This window comes from Kangsaoukella pontilimi, assembly GCF_009830125.1.
Lineage (GTDB): Bacteria > Pseudomonadota > Alphaproteobacteria > Rhodobacterales > Rhodobacteraceae > Kangsaoukella > Kangsaoukella pontilimi.
In genome coordinates, this window is the sequence record NZ_WUPT01000002.1 from 669,004 (window position 1) to 685,135 (window position 16,132).

Genomic DNA, 16,132 nt, shown 5'->3' on the forward strand with positions numbered 1-16,132 from the left:
CCTTTCCCGGCTGGGTTTGCCCGCGTCGATGCCGTGCTTCCTTGATTCAGGTCATGATCGGGCACGCGCCCTGTGTCGTCGTCCGGGCCATAGGGGCGCGGCGATCAGCTTCCCAGCATTGCCACGGCCATCTCGGCCCGGATGCGGTCCGCGCCGTCGAACTCCATCACCGTCAACGTCTTCAGAAACCCGAGGATCGTGTCGCAATAGCGCGGGTTCGCGGGATCGGGCGCGATCATCAGTTCTATATCGGCATCGCTGAAACCCGCGGCGCGCATGTCCTGAAAGAAGGCCTCCCAATCCAGATCGGTCGAAGGTCCACGGGAAACGGGGTTGGTCTTGCCCGCGTGCATGGCCTGATAGAGCACCGTTGTTTCATTGACGACGGGCGCCATCTTGCGCCGCTCCACCGCTGACAGGCCGGCCGGCCCCTCAAGTGCTAGCCGACCGCACGCCTCGCGGTCGGCGCTGTAGAGGGCCAAAAGCGCGTGCTGCTGTTCGAGAACCTCGACGAGAAGAGCATCGGGCGCGTTTGCCAGATAGGGCGCGTTCCGGCTGCGGATGTCCGCGCCAACGGCAAGGGGGGCGGTTGTATTGTAGATGCCCTTCCGCCGCTCGAGAACGAGATCGCCCATCCGCTCGCGCCAGAGTGCGGCCTCTTCCGGGAAATAGCGTTTCATGGCGAGATACGTCTCGCTGACGCCGCTTTCTGCCAGAAGCTGATCTATCTCGGCATCCGTGGGCGCCCCCCGGAACAGGTTCAGACCGCCATTCGCCAGAAAACCGCTGATCGCCGCCGCAACGATGACGACGGCGATACGCGGGAAGTATTTGCGAATGAGAGCGATCTGACCTGCCTAGTGGACGATCTTCTCTTCCTTGACGAACATGTTCGCCCAGGCCCGGTCGATCAGTTCCGGCGACATCTGATAGGGAATGCCCTCGAACTCGCAGATGGCGATCATCTGGTCGATCAGGAAGATCGGCTGATAGTTCGCGTAGATGTTGTCGATCTGCGGGTACTTGTTCTTGATCAGGTAGACCAGCGTATCCTCGTCCAGCGGCATCTTGCGCTTGCGCGCGACCATGGCGAAGATCTTCAGGTAGTCTTCCTGACACGGACCATCGACCTTGATCTTGAAGAAGATCCGGCGAAGCGCCGCTTTGTCGAAGATCTCGTTCGGGTGGAAGTTGGTCGAGAAGATCACCAGCGTGTCGAACGGTACTTCGAACTTCTCGCCCGACTGGAAGGCAAGGATGTCCTTGCTCTCTTCCAGCGGCACGATCCAGCGGTTGACCAGCGCCTGCGGCGGTTCTTCCTGACGGCCAAGGTCGTCGACGATGAAGACGCCGCCGGTGGACTTGAGCTGCAAGGGTGCCTGATAGGTCCGGGCGGTGGGGTTGTAGACGAGGTCGAGCATCGACAGCGAAAGTTCACCGCCGGTGATCACGGTCGGGCGGTCGCAAAGAACATAGCGCGTATCGAAGCGGTTCGACGTGCGGCGGAGCGAATTGGGGTCTTCCTCCATTTCCTGCGCGGCGTTGTGCACGATCGGGTCATAGACGGTAATGACCTGACCGGCATATTCGATGGCGCGCGGCACGTAGATCTTGTCACCGAGCGCGTCGCGGATCCCGTTCGAGATCGACGATTTACCGTTACCCGGCGGGCCGTACATCAGCACCGAGCGACCGGCCGACACTGCCGGTCCAAGGTGGTCCAGAAGCTCGTTCGGCAGGATCAGGTGGCCCATGGCGCCCAGAAGCTGGTCGCGCGTGACCTGGATGTTGCGGATCGACTGGCGCTTGACCTGCTCGCGGTAGACGTCGAGCGGGACGGGCATGGCGCCGTAATATTCGGATTGTCCAAGCGCATCGAGCGCGCGCGACTTGCCCGTATCGGTCAGCTGAAAGCCCATCTGACCGCCCGATCCCGCGTGCAGCGTGCCGGTGGATTCGAGCAGTTTCTGCTGGCGCGCAAGGTCCACGAGTTCCTGCGTGACCGGGATCGGCAGGCAGATCGCCTTGGAGATTTCCGGCACCGTCTCGAGGTTCATGCGGAAGATGGTCTTCAGAAGAATGTCCCGCATCATCACCTGCGGAAGCTGCATCCCTTCAAGCGAGCGCGGCGCCGGCGGAGCGATGACATTCGTCGTTTGCATATTCATGGGTTCACCCGAGCCTCATACAGTTCTTGGCCCGCCACGCTATTGCCCGAATTCGAACAATAACTGGTGCAAGCCTTTGCTGGACCGACATTGACCGGCTAATGTGGCCAAAAAATGGAAAAGGATGGGGAATGAGCAGGCCTAATCCGCTTATTTTGATCGCAATTCTTTGTGTCTCGGCTGCGTTTTTCGGCTGGCTTACACTTGGCGCTGACGGGTTTTACCTTTCGTCGCACGAAGGTGACACGATGCACCTTCTGGATGTGCTTTTCAGAATGAATTCAGGGCTTTGGCCCCATGTCGACTTTGTCACACCGCTTGGCATTCTGGGCTTTGTGCCGTTCACGCATTTCATGGGTCTCGGCTATTCGGTGGGCGACGCGATCCTTTACGGTCAGGTGGCCTTTGCCGTCTGTCTGCTGCCGCTTACCCTCTATGTCGGTCTGACCCGCCTTCCGGCTCTTGCGGCTTATGTTTTTGGCCTGCTGATGGTCCTTTTCGCGATGGCGCTGACCTATGGCGGGACGGGGCCGGGCATCTCGATGTCGATGCATTACAACCGCTGGGCCTGGGTCATCGCCTCGCTCGCGGTTCTGCTGGCGCTGCTGCCCCGGCAGGGGCGGCCCGCTCAGCTGTTCGACGGTGTGCTGCTGGCATTGCTTTTCAGCCTCCTCATCCTGCTCAAGGTCACCTTCTTCGTCGCGCTCGTGCCCGGCGTTCTGGTGGCGCTTCTCCTGCAGGAACGCCGACGCGAAATCGTTGCGGCGCTGGTCGCGGGGGTCGTCTTCGGCGCGGTCCTTCTTGTCGCGCTTGGCCCGGACTACTGGTTCGGCTACGCCGCCGACCTGCTGAACGTGTCGGGGTCCGAGGTGCGTCCTCACACTGGCGTACCCTTCGCTGACATCGTCGGCGCGCCCGGAAATCTGGCGATCACCGCCGTAGGTTTCATGGCGTTCCTGTTTCTCCATCGCGCCGGGCATCGCCCGCAAGCGGTCGGGCTGCTGCTGCTTCTGCCGGGGTTCATGTTCATCACCTGGCAGAATTTCGGGAACGATCCGAAATGGCTTGTGCCGGTGTCGGCGCTTCTGGTGGCCATGGCGACAAAGGCCCGCCGGTTGGGCGATGACAGCGACGCGAGCCGCTTCCTGCTGGTCGCAGCTTTGGCCTGCATCCTCTATCTGCCGTCGACCCTGACGCTGGCCGTCTCGCCGCTGCGGCATTTCGGGTCAGACCCTGCGATGTTCGAGCCGATGCTCGCCGGCGGTCCGGGGCAGGAGGACATCTATGTCCGTCGCGACCGTGGCTATTCGATGAAGGCCGAGCAGTTCCTCGACGCGCCGGGGAAGCCGTGGGACCGTTACGCCGATCTCATGGAGATGCCCGAGCCGACCGAGATCGCGGGCATTCCCTTCCCGAATTGCGAGTTTCTTGCCGGCTCCGTGAACTGGCTCCGCACCATCTCGACCGATCTGCGTAATATGGGTGTCGAAGAGGGGGCCTCGCTCTTCACAGCTGATATCCTCTCCGCCTTCTGGCTCTATGAGCCGTTCCGCCCGTTGCAGAACGGAGCGCCGTGGTACTATGGCGAGCTGAGCGGTATCGGGAACGCCGACTACGTCGTCGTGCCGAAATGCGGCTTCGCCGAGCGGGTCCGCCAGATCATCATTTTCGAGCTGTCTGAAGCGCCCTTCGACTATCAGGTCGTGGGCGAAAACGAGCGGGTGGCTTTGTTCCGGATCGTGCGCTAGCCCTGCAGCGCGGCAATGATCAGGTAGAAAAGAAGCGAAGGCGCAAGCGCGAGGCCCATGGGGAACTCGCGCTTTTTCCAGCTTTCCCAGTCGGGTACGCGGGCGCGCAGCGGGCTGGCCTTGGCGATCCGGTGCAGGATGAAGGCGGCGATGATCGTGCCGCCCAACAGGAACATGAAGGTCATCCAGTCGCCAAGCGCAACGAAGGGCGCCATGGCGGCGGCGAATTTCGCGTCGCCCGCGCCGACCAGTCTGAAGATGTTCAGAAGGAAACCGATCACCAGTACCACCGCGAAATGGGCGTAGCGCCAGAGGTACTCAGTTAGGTTTGGCAGGGCCATCAGCCCGACGACCACGAAGACCGCCAGAAGGGCAAGGACCGCCTTGTTGGGGATTTTCATGCGCGCCATGTCGCTCCATGACACCCATACGGTGATCGGAATCACGAAGGGGATGAACCACAATGCGGTGGTGGCGGAAGTCTCGAGCATGGTGCGGCCCCGGGCGTTAGTTCAGGCGTTCGGCTTCAAGCGCTTCGAGGCTGCGCACGGCCGCGTCGAAATACTGCGGATGCGTGTCGATCGCTTCCTGAAGCAGGCTCTTGCCGGTGTTCACATCGCCCTGCTTGATCGCTGAAAGAGCGGCGGTGTGGATCAACTGCGCACGCTCGATCTGGGTCATGGGCACCACGGGCATGTCGTATTTCCGCTGTGCCGCACGGGCCAGAACAAGGTTGTTCTTGGCCGTGAAGAGGCCACTGTCATAGGTCAGCGCCTCGCCGAACAACTGCTCGGCCCCGGCATAGTCACCGCGGGTCAGCTTCGAGTAGCCCCAGTTGTTCAGCGTGCCGGACGGCCGCGTCGTCAGGCTGACGGCGATCTCGTAGAAGCTGTCGGCCTTGTTCCACTCCTTGTTGCTGTCGGCGACCATCGCCTCCAGCCGGTAGCGCTTGAAGGTCTCGTGGGTGGGCGGAATCTTGTCCAGTTCTGCCTCGGCATCGGCCCATCGGTTGGAGCGGATCAGCGCGTCGGCGTATTCCACGCGGTCGTCGTGGTTCGCGCCTTCCATCTGAAGGACCTCGGACCACGCGGTGGCGGCCATCGTCGGCTTGCCCGCGCGGACCAGAGACACGGCAAGCCCGCGCTTCAGTTCGATCCTGTCGGGGTTCGCCGCGCTCGTACGGGCGAAATAGGCGACCGCCTCGTCGGGGTCGGCGACCGTCAGCATCACATCATTGAGGTTCGTCTCGTCGATGACGTTGACGTCCTTTAACGCTTCTTCGATCTCTTCCTTGGAAGACCCGCGCTCGCAGGCACTCAGAACGGCCGCGCACAGCACGGCGGTGGTCAGGACGGTAATACGGCGCATCTGCCTTGCCCTCTCGCTGCTCGATCCGCCAGTGCCGGCCCTCTTTACGGGGTCTCGGCTGTCGACAGGAGCTGGTAAAAGCCGGGCCCACGCCGAACGAGGCGGAAATTATCCTCATCCTCAGAATACGGTGTATTATCCAGTTTTGCGAGCGCTAAGCGGAGATTGTCGCGGATTTCGGGGCTGCGACCGCTATCAAGAGCGAAAGCCAGCCGAAAAACCCGGCTCGCCTCTCCATATTCGCCCTTTTCCATCAGTACCACGCCCAGATTGTTCCATGCGGGCGGGAAGGTTTCGTCCAGTTCCGTAGCGCGGCGCAGGATCTGTTCGGCCTGGTTCAGGCGCCCGAGCTGCAGGTTGGCCGAACCGATGGCGGACAGCACATCGACATTTATCCCCTCGGACGCCGCGGCGCGCAGATAGGCCTTGAGCGCCAGTTCGTATTCGCCCGCCGCCATCAGCCGATGGCCGACGACAAGCCCGTCCACCGACTGTTCCAGCCCATCCGCCGCCGTCGGCGGCGCGAAGGGGCTGTCGTCGGATTGGGAAAGGCCGCCCGAATTCTCGCAGGCGGCCAGGGCCATCACGAGGATGGCGGTTCCGATCGGTGACAGGCGCATGGGCCGTTCAGAAACTCACGTTGCTTAGCGTTTGCACGATACCGTAGACCGACGGCCCGATCAGGATGATCAGAAGCGGCGGCACCGTGAGCATCATTGTGGCAAGCGTCATCTTGGTCGGCAAGGTGTTTGCCTTCTCCTCGGCACGCATCACGCGTTTGTCGCGCATTTCCGCCGCATAGACGCGAAGCGCTTCCGCGATTGATGTACCGAAGCTGGCCGACTGGATCAGCACGGTCACGAAGCTGGCCACGTCCGGAACGCCGGCGCGGTCGGTCATGTCGCGCAGCACGGTGATCTTGTCCTTACCGGCCTTGATCTCATGCGAGACCATCTCGAATTCGTCGGCGAGTGGCGGATAGCCGGCGCGGATTTCCTTGCTCACGCGGATGATCGCCTGGTCGAGCGACTGACCCGCCTCGACGCAGACCAGCATCATGTCGAGCGCATCGGGGAAGCCGTTCTGGATCTGCTCCTGACGTTCCTGCTGGCGCTTCGTGACCCAGTATTTCGGCAGCATGTATCCGCAGGCGCCCGGGATGAGAACCGAGACCATGAGAGCCTGCGTCGACGGCTCGCCCGTCGTGGCCGAGTAGACGGCATAGATACCGCCCAGAACCACGCCCGCGATCCCCAGAGCGAACTGCAGGAAGTGATAGGTGCGGACGGCATCCTTGGTGCGGTAGCCGGCCTGAAGCAGTTTCAGGCGGACGGCCGAGTATTCTTCCTGGTTCTTCGGTTCAAGGAAGTCTGAATACTTGGCCAGCTTGTCCTTGCCGGCCTTGCCACGGCGCAGCCGCGCCTTGTCCTTGGTGCCGCTTTCCAGCTCGCGCGCGGCGTTGCGGATCTTGTCGAGCGGGTCCTTTTCTTTCTTCAGGACGATCGGCAGCGTCAGGAGCACCAGGAACATGCCCAGGACGCCGATCAGCAGGAGCGGCCCGAGTTCGCCGAAATTCTCGACGAGGATCGCGTTGCCCTGTTCGTAGAGGCGCATCACTTGTTCCATCGGGTCACACCTTGATATTCACGAGGGCCTTCATCACGAAGATGTTGGCGATGAGGAAGCCGGCGACGACAAGACAGGCCGGGATGAAGAGCGAGGTCTCTTTGACGTCGTCGTAGTAGTTCGGCTGAAGCACGTTGATCATGACGAGCGCCACCAGCGGGAAGACCGACAGGAAGGTGCCCGACCATTTCGCTTCGGCGGTAATCGCCTTGACCCTGCGGAACAGCTTGAAACGTGCCCGGACGACCTTGGCGAGACCGTCGAGGATCTCGGCCAGGTTGCCGCCCGAGGTCTGCTGGATCGTCACCGACACGGCGAGGAAACGCAGGTCCTGCATATCCATCCGCTCGGCCATGTGCTTGAGCGCTTCGCCCACGTCGCGGCCATACGCCGCTTCGTCCGAAATGACGCCCATTTCCGAGCCAAGCGGATCGGGTACCTCTTTCGCGACGATCTGGAGCGCCGACGAAAAGGGGTGGCCGACGCGAAGCGACCGGACCATCAGTTCCACTGCGTCGGGGAGCTGTTCCTCGATCATGGCGAGGCGTTTCTTGGCGGTGTTGTTGACCCAGACATAAACTGCGCCCACGCCCATCACGATCGACACGGCCAGACGGATCGGCAGCGACGCCGCCGTGCCGAAGGTCAGCAGGAAAAACGCCACGACGCTGAGAATGCCCATCAGCATGACCAGCTGACCGGGCGTGAAGGCGATGTTTCCCTTCTGCGCCTTGTCGGCAAGGATCGCATAGAGCGGGATCGAGCGCGACTTCATGTGCTGCGACATCTCCTTGCGGAGTTGTTCCAGCACCTGTTCGCGGCCCGCGCCCTTTTCGAGCATTTCGAGGCGGCGATTGACCTTGTTGTTCAGGCTGATCGACTTGCCGAAAACGGTCAGATAGATGCCCTGAACGAGCATCAGGACCGCGATGAAGATCGCGCCGTAGATAAGCGGTTCGGCTGAAATCACCATTGTCCGTTACTCCGCCGAGAAGGGTTCGAAGATGTTCGCAGGCAGGTCGTAGCCCCACATCCGGAAGCGCTCCGAATAGTGGCTTCTGACGCCCGTGGCCGTGAAATGGCCGATGATCTTGTTGTCCGGGGTGAGGCCCACGCGCTGATAGCGGAAGACCTCCTGCATCGAGATGACCTCGCCCTCCATGCCGGTCACTTCCGAGATCGAGACCATGCGGCGCGAGCCGTCCTGAAGGCGGCTTGCCTGTACGATCAGGTTGACGGCCGAGGAGATCTGGCTGCGGACGGCCTTGATCGGCATTTCGATACCGGCCATCGCGATCATGTTTTCCAGACGGCTGACGGCGTCGCGCGACGAGTTCGCGTGGATCGTGGTCATCGACCCGTCGTGGCCGGTGTTCATGGCCTGAAGCATGTCGATGACCTCTTCGCCACGCGTTTCCCCTACGATGATCCGGTCGGGACGCATACGAAGCGCGTTTCTGAGACAGTCGCGCTGGCTGACCGCGCCCTTACCTTCGACGTTGGGCGGACGGCTTTCCATCCGGCCCACATGGACCTGCTGCAGCTGAAGTTCTGCCGTATCCTCGATCGTCAGGATGCGTTCCGAGTTGTCGATGAAGGACGAAAGCGCGTTGAGCGTCGTCGTCTTACCCGAACCCGTACCGCCCGAGACGATGACGTTCAGACGGGTCGCAACGGCGGCCTGCAGATAGGCCGCCATTTCCTCGGTGAAGGCACCGAAGTTGACGAGATCGTCGACCGACAGCTTTTCCTTCTTGAACTTACGAATCGAGACCAGCGACCCGTCGACCGCGATCGGCGGGACCATGGCGTTGAAACGCGACCCGTCGGCAAGGCGGGCGTCGACGTAGGGGTTCTGTTCATCGACACGACGACCCACGGCGGACACGATCTTGTCGATGATCCTGAGAAGGTGCTTCTCGTCCTTGAAGGTGGTGTCGGTCAGCTCCAGTTTGCCCGCCCGTTCGACGAAGACCTGCTGGGGGCCGTTGACCAGAATATCGTTGACGCTGTCGTCTTTCAGAAGCGGCTCCAGAGGCCCGAGGCCCGTCACCTCGTCATAGAGGTCCTGGTTCAGCGTCTGGCGTTCCTCGCGGTTCAGAACCACGCCCATCTCGTCCAGCGCCTCGCCGGCGATGGCGACGATCTCGGCGCGAAGGTCGCTTTCCGTGGCGGTTTCCAGCGCCGAGAGGTTCAGGTCATCCAGAAGCCGCTTGTGAAGCTCGAGCTTGATCTCGCCCAGACGCTCCTTGCGCTTTTTTTCCTTGTCGGCAGGCGCGACGCGCCCGACCGTTTTCGAGACATTCTGCCGGCGCTGGACAGGCGTGCCGGCTTCGGGGTGTGCCTGCTGGATCGGCTTGCCCGAGGGCGGGGTGCCTCCGGGGATGTTCTTGACCTCGGGAACGCTCGGAACGCCGGGGGTGTCTTTCTTGTATTTGGAAAACACGGGACTTTATCCTTTCGGCTCAGGCGCCTTCGGCAACCGACATGTTCGATTCGTGGATCGAATGGGCGAGCTTCTGCATTTCCTTGCGAAGCGGGTTTTTCCCGGCGACTTCCGACAGCGGCACACCGTGGTCGTTTGATTGAACGACCTGCTTGCCGCCATCGGGCATCAGGACCTCGATCTTGATGTCGAGGCTCTCGGCCATCCGTTTCACGCGGCTTTTGCCGCTGAGATCGGTGAACTTGGGCGCCCGGTTCAGCACATAGCGCATCTTGTTGTAGGGCAGGTCTTCGCTCTTAAGCGCGCGGATCAGGCGCAGCGTGTTCTGCGCCGAGCGCATATCGAGCTCGGTCAGAGCGAAATAGACATGGGCCGCGTTCAGCACCGTTTCCGTCCACTGCACCACGCATTGCGGCATGTCGATCACGACGTAGTCGAAATTGGTGCGCGCGACTTCCAGTACGCGTTCCACATCCTCGGCACTGATCAGATCAAGCGGGATCAGTTCGCCCGGTGCGGTCAGGACCTGAAGCTTTTCGTTGAAGGTCAGAAGCGCCTGCAGGAAGCTGTCGCTGTCCATGGATGCTGTGTCCTGCAGAAGCTCGAAGACCGCTTCGCGGCGGGGCAGGTCCAGATAGGTCGCGATAGCGCCGAACTGCAGATCGAGGTCGATCAGGCAAACGCGCGGCGTCTCGCCATCCTCTTCCACATTGGCAAGCTCCCAGGCCATGTTCACGGCAAAGGTCGTCGATCCGGTGCCGCCGGCCAGACCCTGTACCGCGAGGACAACGCCGTTCTTGTCGCCGGTGGCCTTGATCTTGGTCCGCATTTCCTCGGGCAGGTCCGAGTCGTCGCGGCGGAGCGCCGCACGGCGCATCCGGTCGAGCGCATCGTGCAGCGCGCCGTCGGGAAGCGGGTAGGGGACGAATTCCTCGGCGCCGACCTGCAGAAGCTTGTGGAGCGCGATGGGGCTTACTTCCTCGGCGATGACGAGGACGCGGATATCCCGCTCCCGCGCCATCTTCACGAGGTCGATCAGAGTGTCGAGATTCTCTTCGTCTTCCTGGTCGATGGCGAGAGCGACGAATTCCATCCCCTCGGCATCCGGCTGACTGAGGAACAGCGACGCGTCTTCGAAGGACAGGTCGCCCCAGCCTTCACCGCACTCGGCTTCCATATCCTCGATCAAAAGCTCGAAATTCTGCACGTCACGCGAGATCGTGCACGCCATCAAGGGCGCCGGTTCGTCCTGTAGTGCCGCGTTCGTCGTCATAGCCTCATGTCCTTCCGTGTCCGGGGCGCCCCCGAATTCCACGAGGCCCCAGTTTTCCGGCGTGAAGCGAACGCGAGCGATTCCCGCACGCAGGTCACCCCACGGTCAAAGATCTGACCGGCAATCTTGGCGACATTGAGGCTAAAAAACCGTAATTATTCGGTATTGGAAGACGATTGGAATAAAAAGGGCGGCCACTGGCCGCCCCTTGAAACAGTGTATGCAGGTGGGCTTAGCCGCCGCTTTCGATTGCAGCGATACCACCACCCGACACGCGCGACGGCGGCACAGCGCTGGCCACGTAGTCGCGGAAGATGATCTGCGCGTACTTGCCATGCAGCACCATCGGTGCGTTCTCGACCATGCCCGACACCTCCGTCACGGTGCGGCGATTGCGCCGTTCGCGGTCCTGGGTATCGATCACCGGGCGCGTTTCGCCGAACGAAACGAGCGCCTTCAGACGCGAGCGGTTGACGCCCTGGCTGACCAGGTAGTTGACCACCGCGTTGGCGCGCCGCTGACCGAGCGCCTGGTTATAGGCGTTCGAGCCGACGAGGTCCGTGTGCCCGTAGACGCTGAAGCGAATCTCGGGGAACTGGCGGATCCAGTTGGCCTGCTCGTTGAGGATCGCACGTGCATCTGCATCGAGCGTGGCCTCATCGAAGGGGAAGGTCACCTGGGTCGGCACCTCGGACGAGAACCGCTGGTTCAGGTTGGCGAGGAAGGTCAGGTCGCCATTGTGGATTTGGGTGTTGTTCATCGTGGGGTTGCCGAAGCCACCTTCATCGATGAACGCGCCCGCTTCGCTGTCGAACGAGGAGCTGTCGCTGCACGCTACGAGAGCAAGTGCGCTGGCCCCGACAAGGAGGGTTTTGATCTTGAGCGTCATCTCTCTCACTCCATCACGTAGCCATAGGACCCGGTGAAGTCCTGTTTCGCGACTTCGGCGGCGGCACCAGAGCGGGGCGCACCAGCCGGACGGGCCGTCTGTCCGAAGAGGAACAGTTCGCCCTCGGTCGGGATGCGAACACGATCCGTCGGCAGGGCAAGCGCCTCGCCACGGGTCGGGGTCACCAGATGCGGCGTCACGATGATCACCAGTTCCGACTGGTTGCGCTCGTAGCTTGAGCTACGGAACAGCGCGCCCAGGATCGGGATGTCGCCAAGCCACGGAACCTGCGCCACGGCGTCGTTGAAGTCGTCTTCAAGAAGACCGGCAACCGCGAAGCTCTGACCGTCCAGCATCTCGACCGTGGTCTTGGTCTCGCGCCGGGTGAAGGCGTTCACTTCGAAGCCCGAGTTGGTGACCGAGGTGCCGATGTCGATCGACGACACGGCCGCGTTCAGTTCCAGGTTGATGCGGTGACCGTCGACCACCCGCGGGATGAAGCTGAGCTGCACACCGAAGGGCTTGTATTCGATCGTCACACCACCGTCGCCGTCAGAGACGGGGATCGGATATTCGCCACCGGCGAGGAAGCTGGCTTCCTGGCCCGAAAGCGCGGTCAGGTTCGGCTCGGCCAGGGTGCGGACCAGGCTTTTCTGCTCAAGCGCTTCCAGAAGGACGCCGAAGGCGACGCTTCCGATTTCGAAGCCCGTGGCAAGCTGACCGACCGCTGTGGCGTCGAGGTTCAGAACCGTCGATGCCGGAGTGCCGATATTGGTGCCGGCGACGAGCGCGCCAGAGCCGGCTGCGCCCGAGACGACCGCATCGGTGCCAGCCTGGACCAGGTTGAGGCCCGAGGACAGGTCCTTGATCACGCGGCGCTGCACTTCGGCGAAGCGCACCTTGAGCATGACCTGCTGCGTGCCGCCAACGACCATCAGGTTCGAGACCCGGTCAGGTGCGTAACGGTTGGCGAGGTCGAGCGCACGATCGAGTTTGGTGATCGAGGACACGACGCCCGAAAGAACGATGCCGTCATTGGCAGTGCGGACTTCGATCGGTTCGCCGGGAAGAATTTGGCGCAGCCGCTCTTTGAACTCCGCGATGTCCGGGGTCACGTGAATCTCGACATTCGTGATCAGACGACCGTCGGGGCCGAGCAGCGTGAGCGTCGTGCGCCCCGGAGCCTTGCCCAGAATGTAGATCGTGCGATCCGAAAGCGTCGAGATATCGGCGATGCCGGGGTTCGCGATGCTCAGTTCCGCGAAGGGGTTGTCGGCCTCGACGACGACTGCGCGGTTCATTGAAACCTGCAGCGGTGTCGATACGACGCCCTCCATGATGGACAGTGACTGAGCGCTCGACGGCGCCGCAGTCACAAGTGTTGCGGCTATCCCTAGGGCTGCCGCCTTTATAAGACTATCAAATTTCATGTGACCTGCCTTTTTCCCGATCACGCCTCATTCACCGGGTTTCTCCGCCCGCATGGCGCCACGATGCGGCAATGGTTAATTTATTGCAACAATCAGGCAGTTGAATGCGAAACCTTATGTGGATAAGTCGCAACACAGCAGCCAATTCTTGCGACACAAATGAAACGCGCCACCTCATATGGTGGCGCGCTTTTCTTCATGTGGCAAGTTTTGACTAGTTCGTGCAGGGAATTTCGATCTGCACCGTCTCGGTGCCCCGGCGGTGCCGGATGTAGCACTTCTCTTCCTGCGGTGCGACGACGACCTGCTTCTCTTCGATGTCGAGAAGCTGGTTCTGGTCGACCTCGACGAATTCCGAAACGGTGCCGTCATCGACACCGACCAGCGACAGCGACAGGCGTCCGCTGGATTGGGCTTGCGCCAGCGCCGCCACCTGGCGGGGCGTGATCTCAACGGTCACCGTGCGTGCGACAACCGGGCTGGAGCGGTCTTCGTCGGCGGATTGGTTGATGCCGATGATCTGCATATTGGCGTCGATCAGGCGGGTGACCCGCGGTCCGCCGGGGAGTGTGCCGGTCCAGTAGACGTCGACGCGGTCACCGGGGCGCAGAAAGCCCGACACCCCCGATGTCACGTCGGTCTGGATCGTGAAGGCGCGCATTCCCGGCGACAGGCGCGACGCGACGCCGGCATTCTCGCCGGGCTCAGTCACCTTGGCCGACAGGATCGCCTCGTCCTTTTCGATCACGCGCAGAACTTCGCGAGGACGGCTTTCACCCTCGGGGAACAGCTGTTCCATGCTGACGAATGCGCCTTCGGGGATCGCTGCATTCGGCCAGCGTACTGCCCTGACGTCCGCAGGCGTCAGCTTCTGACCGTAGTTGAGCCGCTTCTTCACGACGAAAACCTCGGAAGTGGGTACGATCGCTTTCTTGGCCTGTTCGGCCGCGGCGAGCTGTGCCTGCTGCTGTCCGATATAGCCTTTGGCCATGTAGACGGCGCCACCGGCCAGCGCGATACCGACAAGAAGCACAAGTCCGAACACCAAACGCATGACAAATCCTCTCTCTTCAGCGGGTCTGGCGCGTCAAATGGCCGTGCCCCCAAGTCATTCTGTTCCCGGAGTGACCCAGGATTGTGGCGAAAGCGTGGATAGACCGTGAAGATCTCGTGCAGTGTTGCCGGACCCGGCCTGCATCGCTTCCGCCTTAGTAAGTTGTTGTGACCTTGCCGTCGTTCAGGTGCCCGCCGACGCCGGTCGCCATGTCGGATGCTCCGCTCGCGACTGACAGGATAACGGCCAGCCCGAGGCCGACGATTGCGGCTGTCAGAACAACCCAGTCCACCGTGACGGCGCCGTCCTCGCTTCGAGCGAAGGTGCGGATCAGTTTCTCCATCACTCAATCTCCAATCTTAATGGACCGCGTGCGGTCCTAACCATCTCGTTCTTTCATTCGATTGTGGCCTGAATTTGGCGATTACTTGTAAATATCTTATGTAACCATCTGATAAAAAAGGAAAAGGCCGCGCCTGCGCGCGGCCTAAGCCAAAGCGTAGTGACCGACCTGATTAGTAGGTGGTGGTGACGCTGCGCTTCGCCAGGTGCGAAGAGATCTTGTCGGCATAGGCCGTGGTGCCGGCACCAACCGAGCTCATGACGGCGATGCCCAGGCCAACGATGGCGGCGGTGAGCACAACCCAGTCAACCGTGACGGCGCCGGATTCATCATTCAGGAAAGCGTTGAAGAGTTTCATATTTCAGTCTCCGATGTCGAACTTAGTAGGTCGTGGTGACGCTGCGCTTCGCGAGGTGCGAAGAGATCTTGTCAGCGTAGGCAGTGGTACCGGCGCCTACCGAGCTCATGACGGCGATGCCGAGACCAACGATAGCAGCGGTGAGAACAACCCAGTCCACCGTGACGGCGCCGGATTCGTCTTTAAGAAAAGCGTTGAACAGTTTCATGTGTCCCTCCATTCAAGTACGCTCAGTTTCAGAACACCTTGACGACTGAAGGGACCGACCTCTCAACAACGATCCATTGCCGCCTTGGCATGAGGTGAATATGCGTGGTCAAATGGGGCGAGAGTTTGGCGTCCATCGTACAATTTTGTTGCCGAGGGGCTAAACCGCAGGAAAATCGTAAGTATCTGATAAATAATAATAATAAATATTCATTCCGACCTATGAGAGCAGCAATGGGAACGAATTCGCAAGACTATCCGCAGAGCGTGCACAATATGCCCGATTTTCCGGACATGCCCGGCGCGCGTTCTTGGGGAAATGTCCGATGGAGCGGTAAACGCCCTGTCTTAATTGCAGGCGTGTTGGTGGCCGGACTGCTCGCTGCTGGGGGCGCGCCTGGCTCTGTGACACCCGCAGCCGCACAGGTTGCGCAGGAGGGGGGCGATTTCACCTTCCGCCGAGTGGGACCGCCGGGGCAGAGCGGCGGCAAGCGGATCACCGTCCAGATCGATCCCGAGGCCGAGGTCTTTCGTATCACGCCCGGTTCGACCACACGCCGCCCCGGTGACCCAAGGCCTGCCGCGGCGTTCCAACTGCCTGAGGGGCTCTTGCCGCAGGAGCCGGCCGAATACTCCTGGTATTGGGAAGTCGTGTCGCCCACCCTTGGTGTCGATCCGGCGCGGCGCTTTTCGGATGCCATTGCGGCCGTGGAGCAGGCCGGTATGCGTATCCGCACCCCCCGACTTCAGACATTGAGAGATATCGCCGACCGTCACGGCGTCGATATCCTGACCTCGACCATCGGCACCGATGTTTCCCCGGCGCTGGTTCTGGCGGTCATCGCGGTGGAAAGCGCGGGGAGGGTCGAGGCGGTCAGCCATGCCGGCGCCCAGGGCCTCATGCAGCTCATGCCAGCCACCGCAGCCCGGTTCGGCGTCAGTGACAGCATGGACTCGCGGCAGAACATAAAGGGCGGCGTCGCTTACCTGAACTGGCTGCTCAAGGAATTCGACGGCGACCCGATCCTTGCGCTTGCCGGCTACAATGCGGGGGAGGGCGCAGTGGCAGAACATGGCGGCGTGCCGCCCTATGCCGAGACACGGGGATATGTGCCCAAGGTATTGGCCGCCTGGACCGTTGCGCGATCGCTCTGTCTAACGCCACCCGATCTGGTCTCGGACGGCTGCGTCTTCGTCACCGCCCGGGCGGCGTCGCAATAGG

General features: G+C 61.6%; 17 protein-coding genes. 2 read left to right on the forward strand and 15 right to left on the reverse strand.

What is annotated here, in order from left to right; genetic code table 11:
• Window positions 1–104: 104 nt before the first annotated feature.
• Complete coding sequence (locus tag GQ651_RS12790; protein ID WP_160764634.1) at window positions 105–680, reverse strand: hypothetical protein; 576 nt, start codon at window positions 678–680, stop codon at window positions 105–107.
• Between the two features lie 177 nt (window positions 681–857).
• Entirely contained in the window at window positions 858–2,168 is a 1,311-nt protein-coding gene (locus GQ651_RS12795; RefSeq protein WP_160764635.1) for a P-loop NTPase family protein, read from the reverse strand.
• 248 nt (window positions 2,169–2,416) lie between these two features.
• Here GQ651_RS12795 and GQ651_RS12800 point away from each other — a divergent pair, with 248 nt between their 5' ends.
• Entirely contained in the window at window positions 2,417–3,916 is a 1,500-nt protein-coding gene (locus GQ651_RS12800; RefSeq protein WP_160764636.1) for a hypothetical protein, read from the forward strand.
• Here GQ651_RS12800 and GQ651_RS12805 read toward each other — a convergent pair.
• The 13 genes from GQ651_RS12805 to GQ651_RS12865 all read right to left on the reverse strand — a co-directional run bounded on the left by GQ651_RS12805 (window position 3,913) and on the right by GQ651_RS12865 (window position 14,911).
• On the reverse strand, window positions 3,913–4,407 hold the full coding sequence (locus GQ651_RS12805) for an A24 family peptidase (RefSeq protein WP_160764637.1): 495 nt from the start codon (window positions 4,405–4,407) through the stop codon (window positions 3,913–3,915). The genes GQ651_RS12800 and GQ651_RS12805 overlap by 4 nt on opposite strands.
• A 16-nt stretch (window positions 4,408–4,423) precedes the next feature.
• Window positions 4,424–5,284 (reverse strand): tetratricopeptide repeat protein, encoded by an 861-nt coding sequence (locus GQ651_RS12810; protein ID WP_160764638.1) that lies wholly within the window; start codon window positions 5,282–5,284, stop codon window positions 4,424–4,426.
• 44 nt (window positions 5,285–5,328) lie between these two features.
• On the reverse strand, window positions 5,329–5,904 hold the full coding sequence (locus GQ651_RS12815; protein ID WP_160764639.1) for a tetratricopeptide repeat protein: 576 nt from the start codon (window positions 5,902–5,904) through the stop codon (window positions 5,329–5,331).
• A 7-nt stretch (window positions 5,905–5,911) separates the two neighbouring features.
• The gene (locus tag GQ651_RS12820; RefSeq protein WP_406565464.1) at window positions 5,912–6,910 is read right to left on the reverse strand and encodes a type II secretion system F family protein; all 999 of its coding nucleotides are present in this window, start codon (window positions 6,908–6,910) and stop codon (window positions 5,912–5,914) included.
• Between the two features lie 4 nt (window positions 6,911–6,914).
• Entirely contained in the window at window positions 6,915–7,883 is a 969-nt protein-coding gene (locus GQ651_RS12825; protein ID WP_160764640.1) for a type II secretion system F family protein, read from the reverse strand.
• Window positions 7,884–7,889: 6 nt separating this feature from the next.
• Entirely contained in the window at window positions 7,890–9,356 is a 1,467-nt protein-coding gene (locus GQ651_RS12830; RefSeq protein ID WP_406565465.1) for a CpaF family protein, read from the reverse strand.
• Window positions 9,357–9,375: 19 nt separating this feature from the next.
• Window positions 9,376–10,629 carry an AAA family ATPase gene (locus GQ651_RS12835; protein WP_160764641.1) on the reverse strand — a complete coding sequence of 418 codons (1,254 nt, stop codon included), beginning with the start codon at window positions 10,627–10,629 and terminating at the stop codon, window positions 9,376–9,378.
• A gap of 232 nt (window positions 10,630–10,861) precedes the next feature.
• Window positions 10,862–11,518: an OmpA family protein gene (locus GQ651_RS12840; protein ID WP_160764642.1), complete on the reverse strand. Its 657-nt coding sequence runs from the start codon at window positions 11,516–11,518 to the stop codon at window positions 10,862–10,864.
• 5 nt (window positions 11,519–11,523) lie between these two features.
• Complete coding sequence (locus GQ651_RS12845) at window positions 11,524–12,948, reverse strand: type II and III secretion system protein family protein (RefSeq protein ID WP_160764643.1); 1,425 nt, start codon at window positions 12,946–12,948, stop codon at window positions 11,524–11,526.
• A 214-nt stretch (window positions 12,949–13,162) separates the two neighbouring features.
• Window positions 13,163–14,002 carry a Flp pilus assembly protein CpaB gene (gene cpaB, locus GQ651_RS12850; RefSeq protein ID WP_160764644.1) on the reverse strand — a complete coding sequence of 280 codons (840 nt, stop codon included), beginning with the start codon at window positions 14,000–14,002 and terminating at the stop codon, window positions 13,163–13,165.
• A gap of 154 nt (window positions 14,003–14,156) precedes the next feature.
• The gene (locus GQ651_RS12855) at window positions 14,157–14,345 is read right to left on the reverse strand and encodes a hypothetical protein (protein WP_160764645.1); all 189 of its coding nucleotides are present in this window, start codon (window positions 14,343–14,345) and stop codon (window positions 14,157–14,159) included.
• 172 nt (window positions 14,346–14,517) lie between these two features.
• Window positions 14,518–14,703 (reverse strand): Flp family type IVb pilin, encoded by a 186-nt coding sequence (locus GQ651_RS12860; protein ID WP_160764646.1) that lies wholly within the window; start codon window positions 14,701–14,703, stop codon window positions 14,518–14,520.
• A gap of 22 nt (window positions 14,704–14,725) precedes the next feature.
• A complete protein-coding gene (locus GQ651_RS12865; RefSeq protein WP_160764647.1) occupies window positions 14,726–14,911 on the reverse strand; it encodes a Flp family type IVb pilin in 186 nt (61 codons plus the stop codon).
• Window positions 14,912–15,276: 365 nt separating this feature from the next.
• On the opposite strand from GQ651_RS12865, the gene GQ651_RS12870 reads away from it, so the two are divergent.
• Window positions 15,277–16,131 (forward strand): lytic transglycosylase domain-containing protein, encoded by an 855-nt coding sequence (locus GQ651_RS12870; protein WP_319637424.1) that lies wholly within the window; start codon window positions 15,277–15,279, stop codon window positions 16,129–16,131.
• Window position 16,132 lies beyond the last annotated feature (1 nt).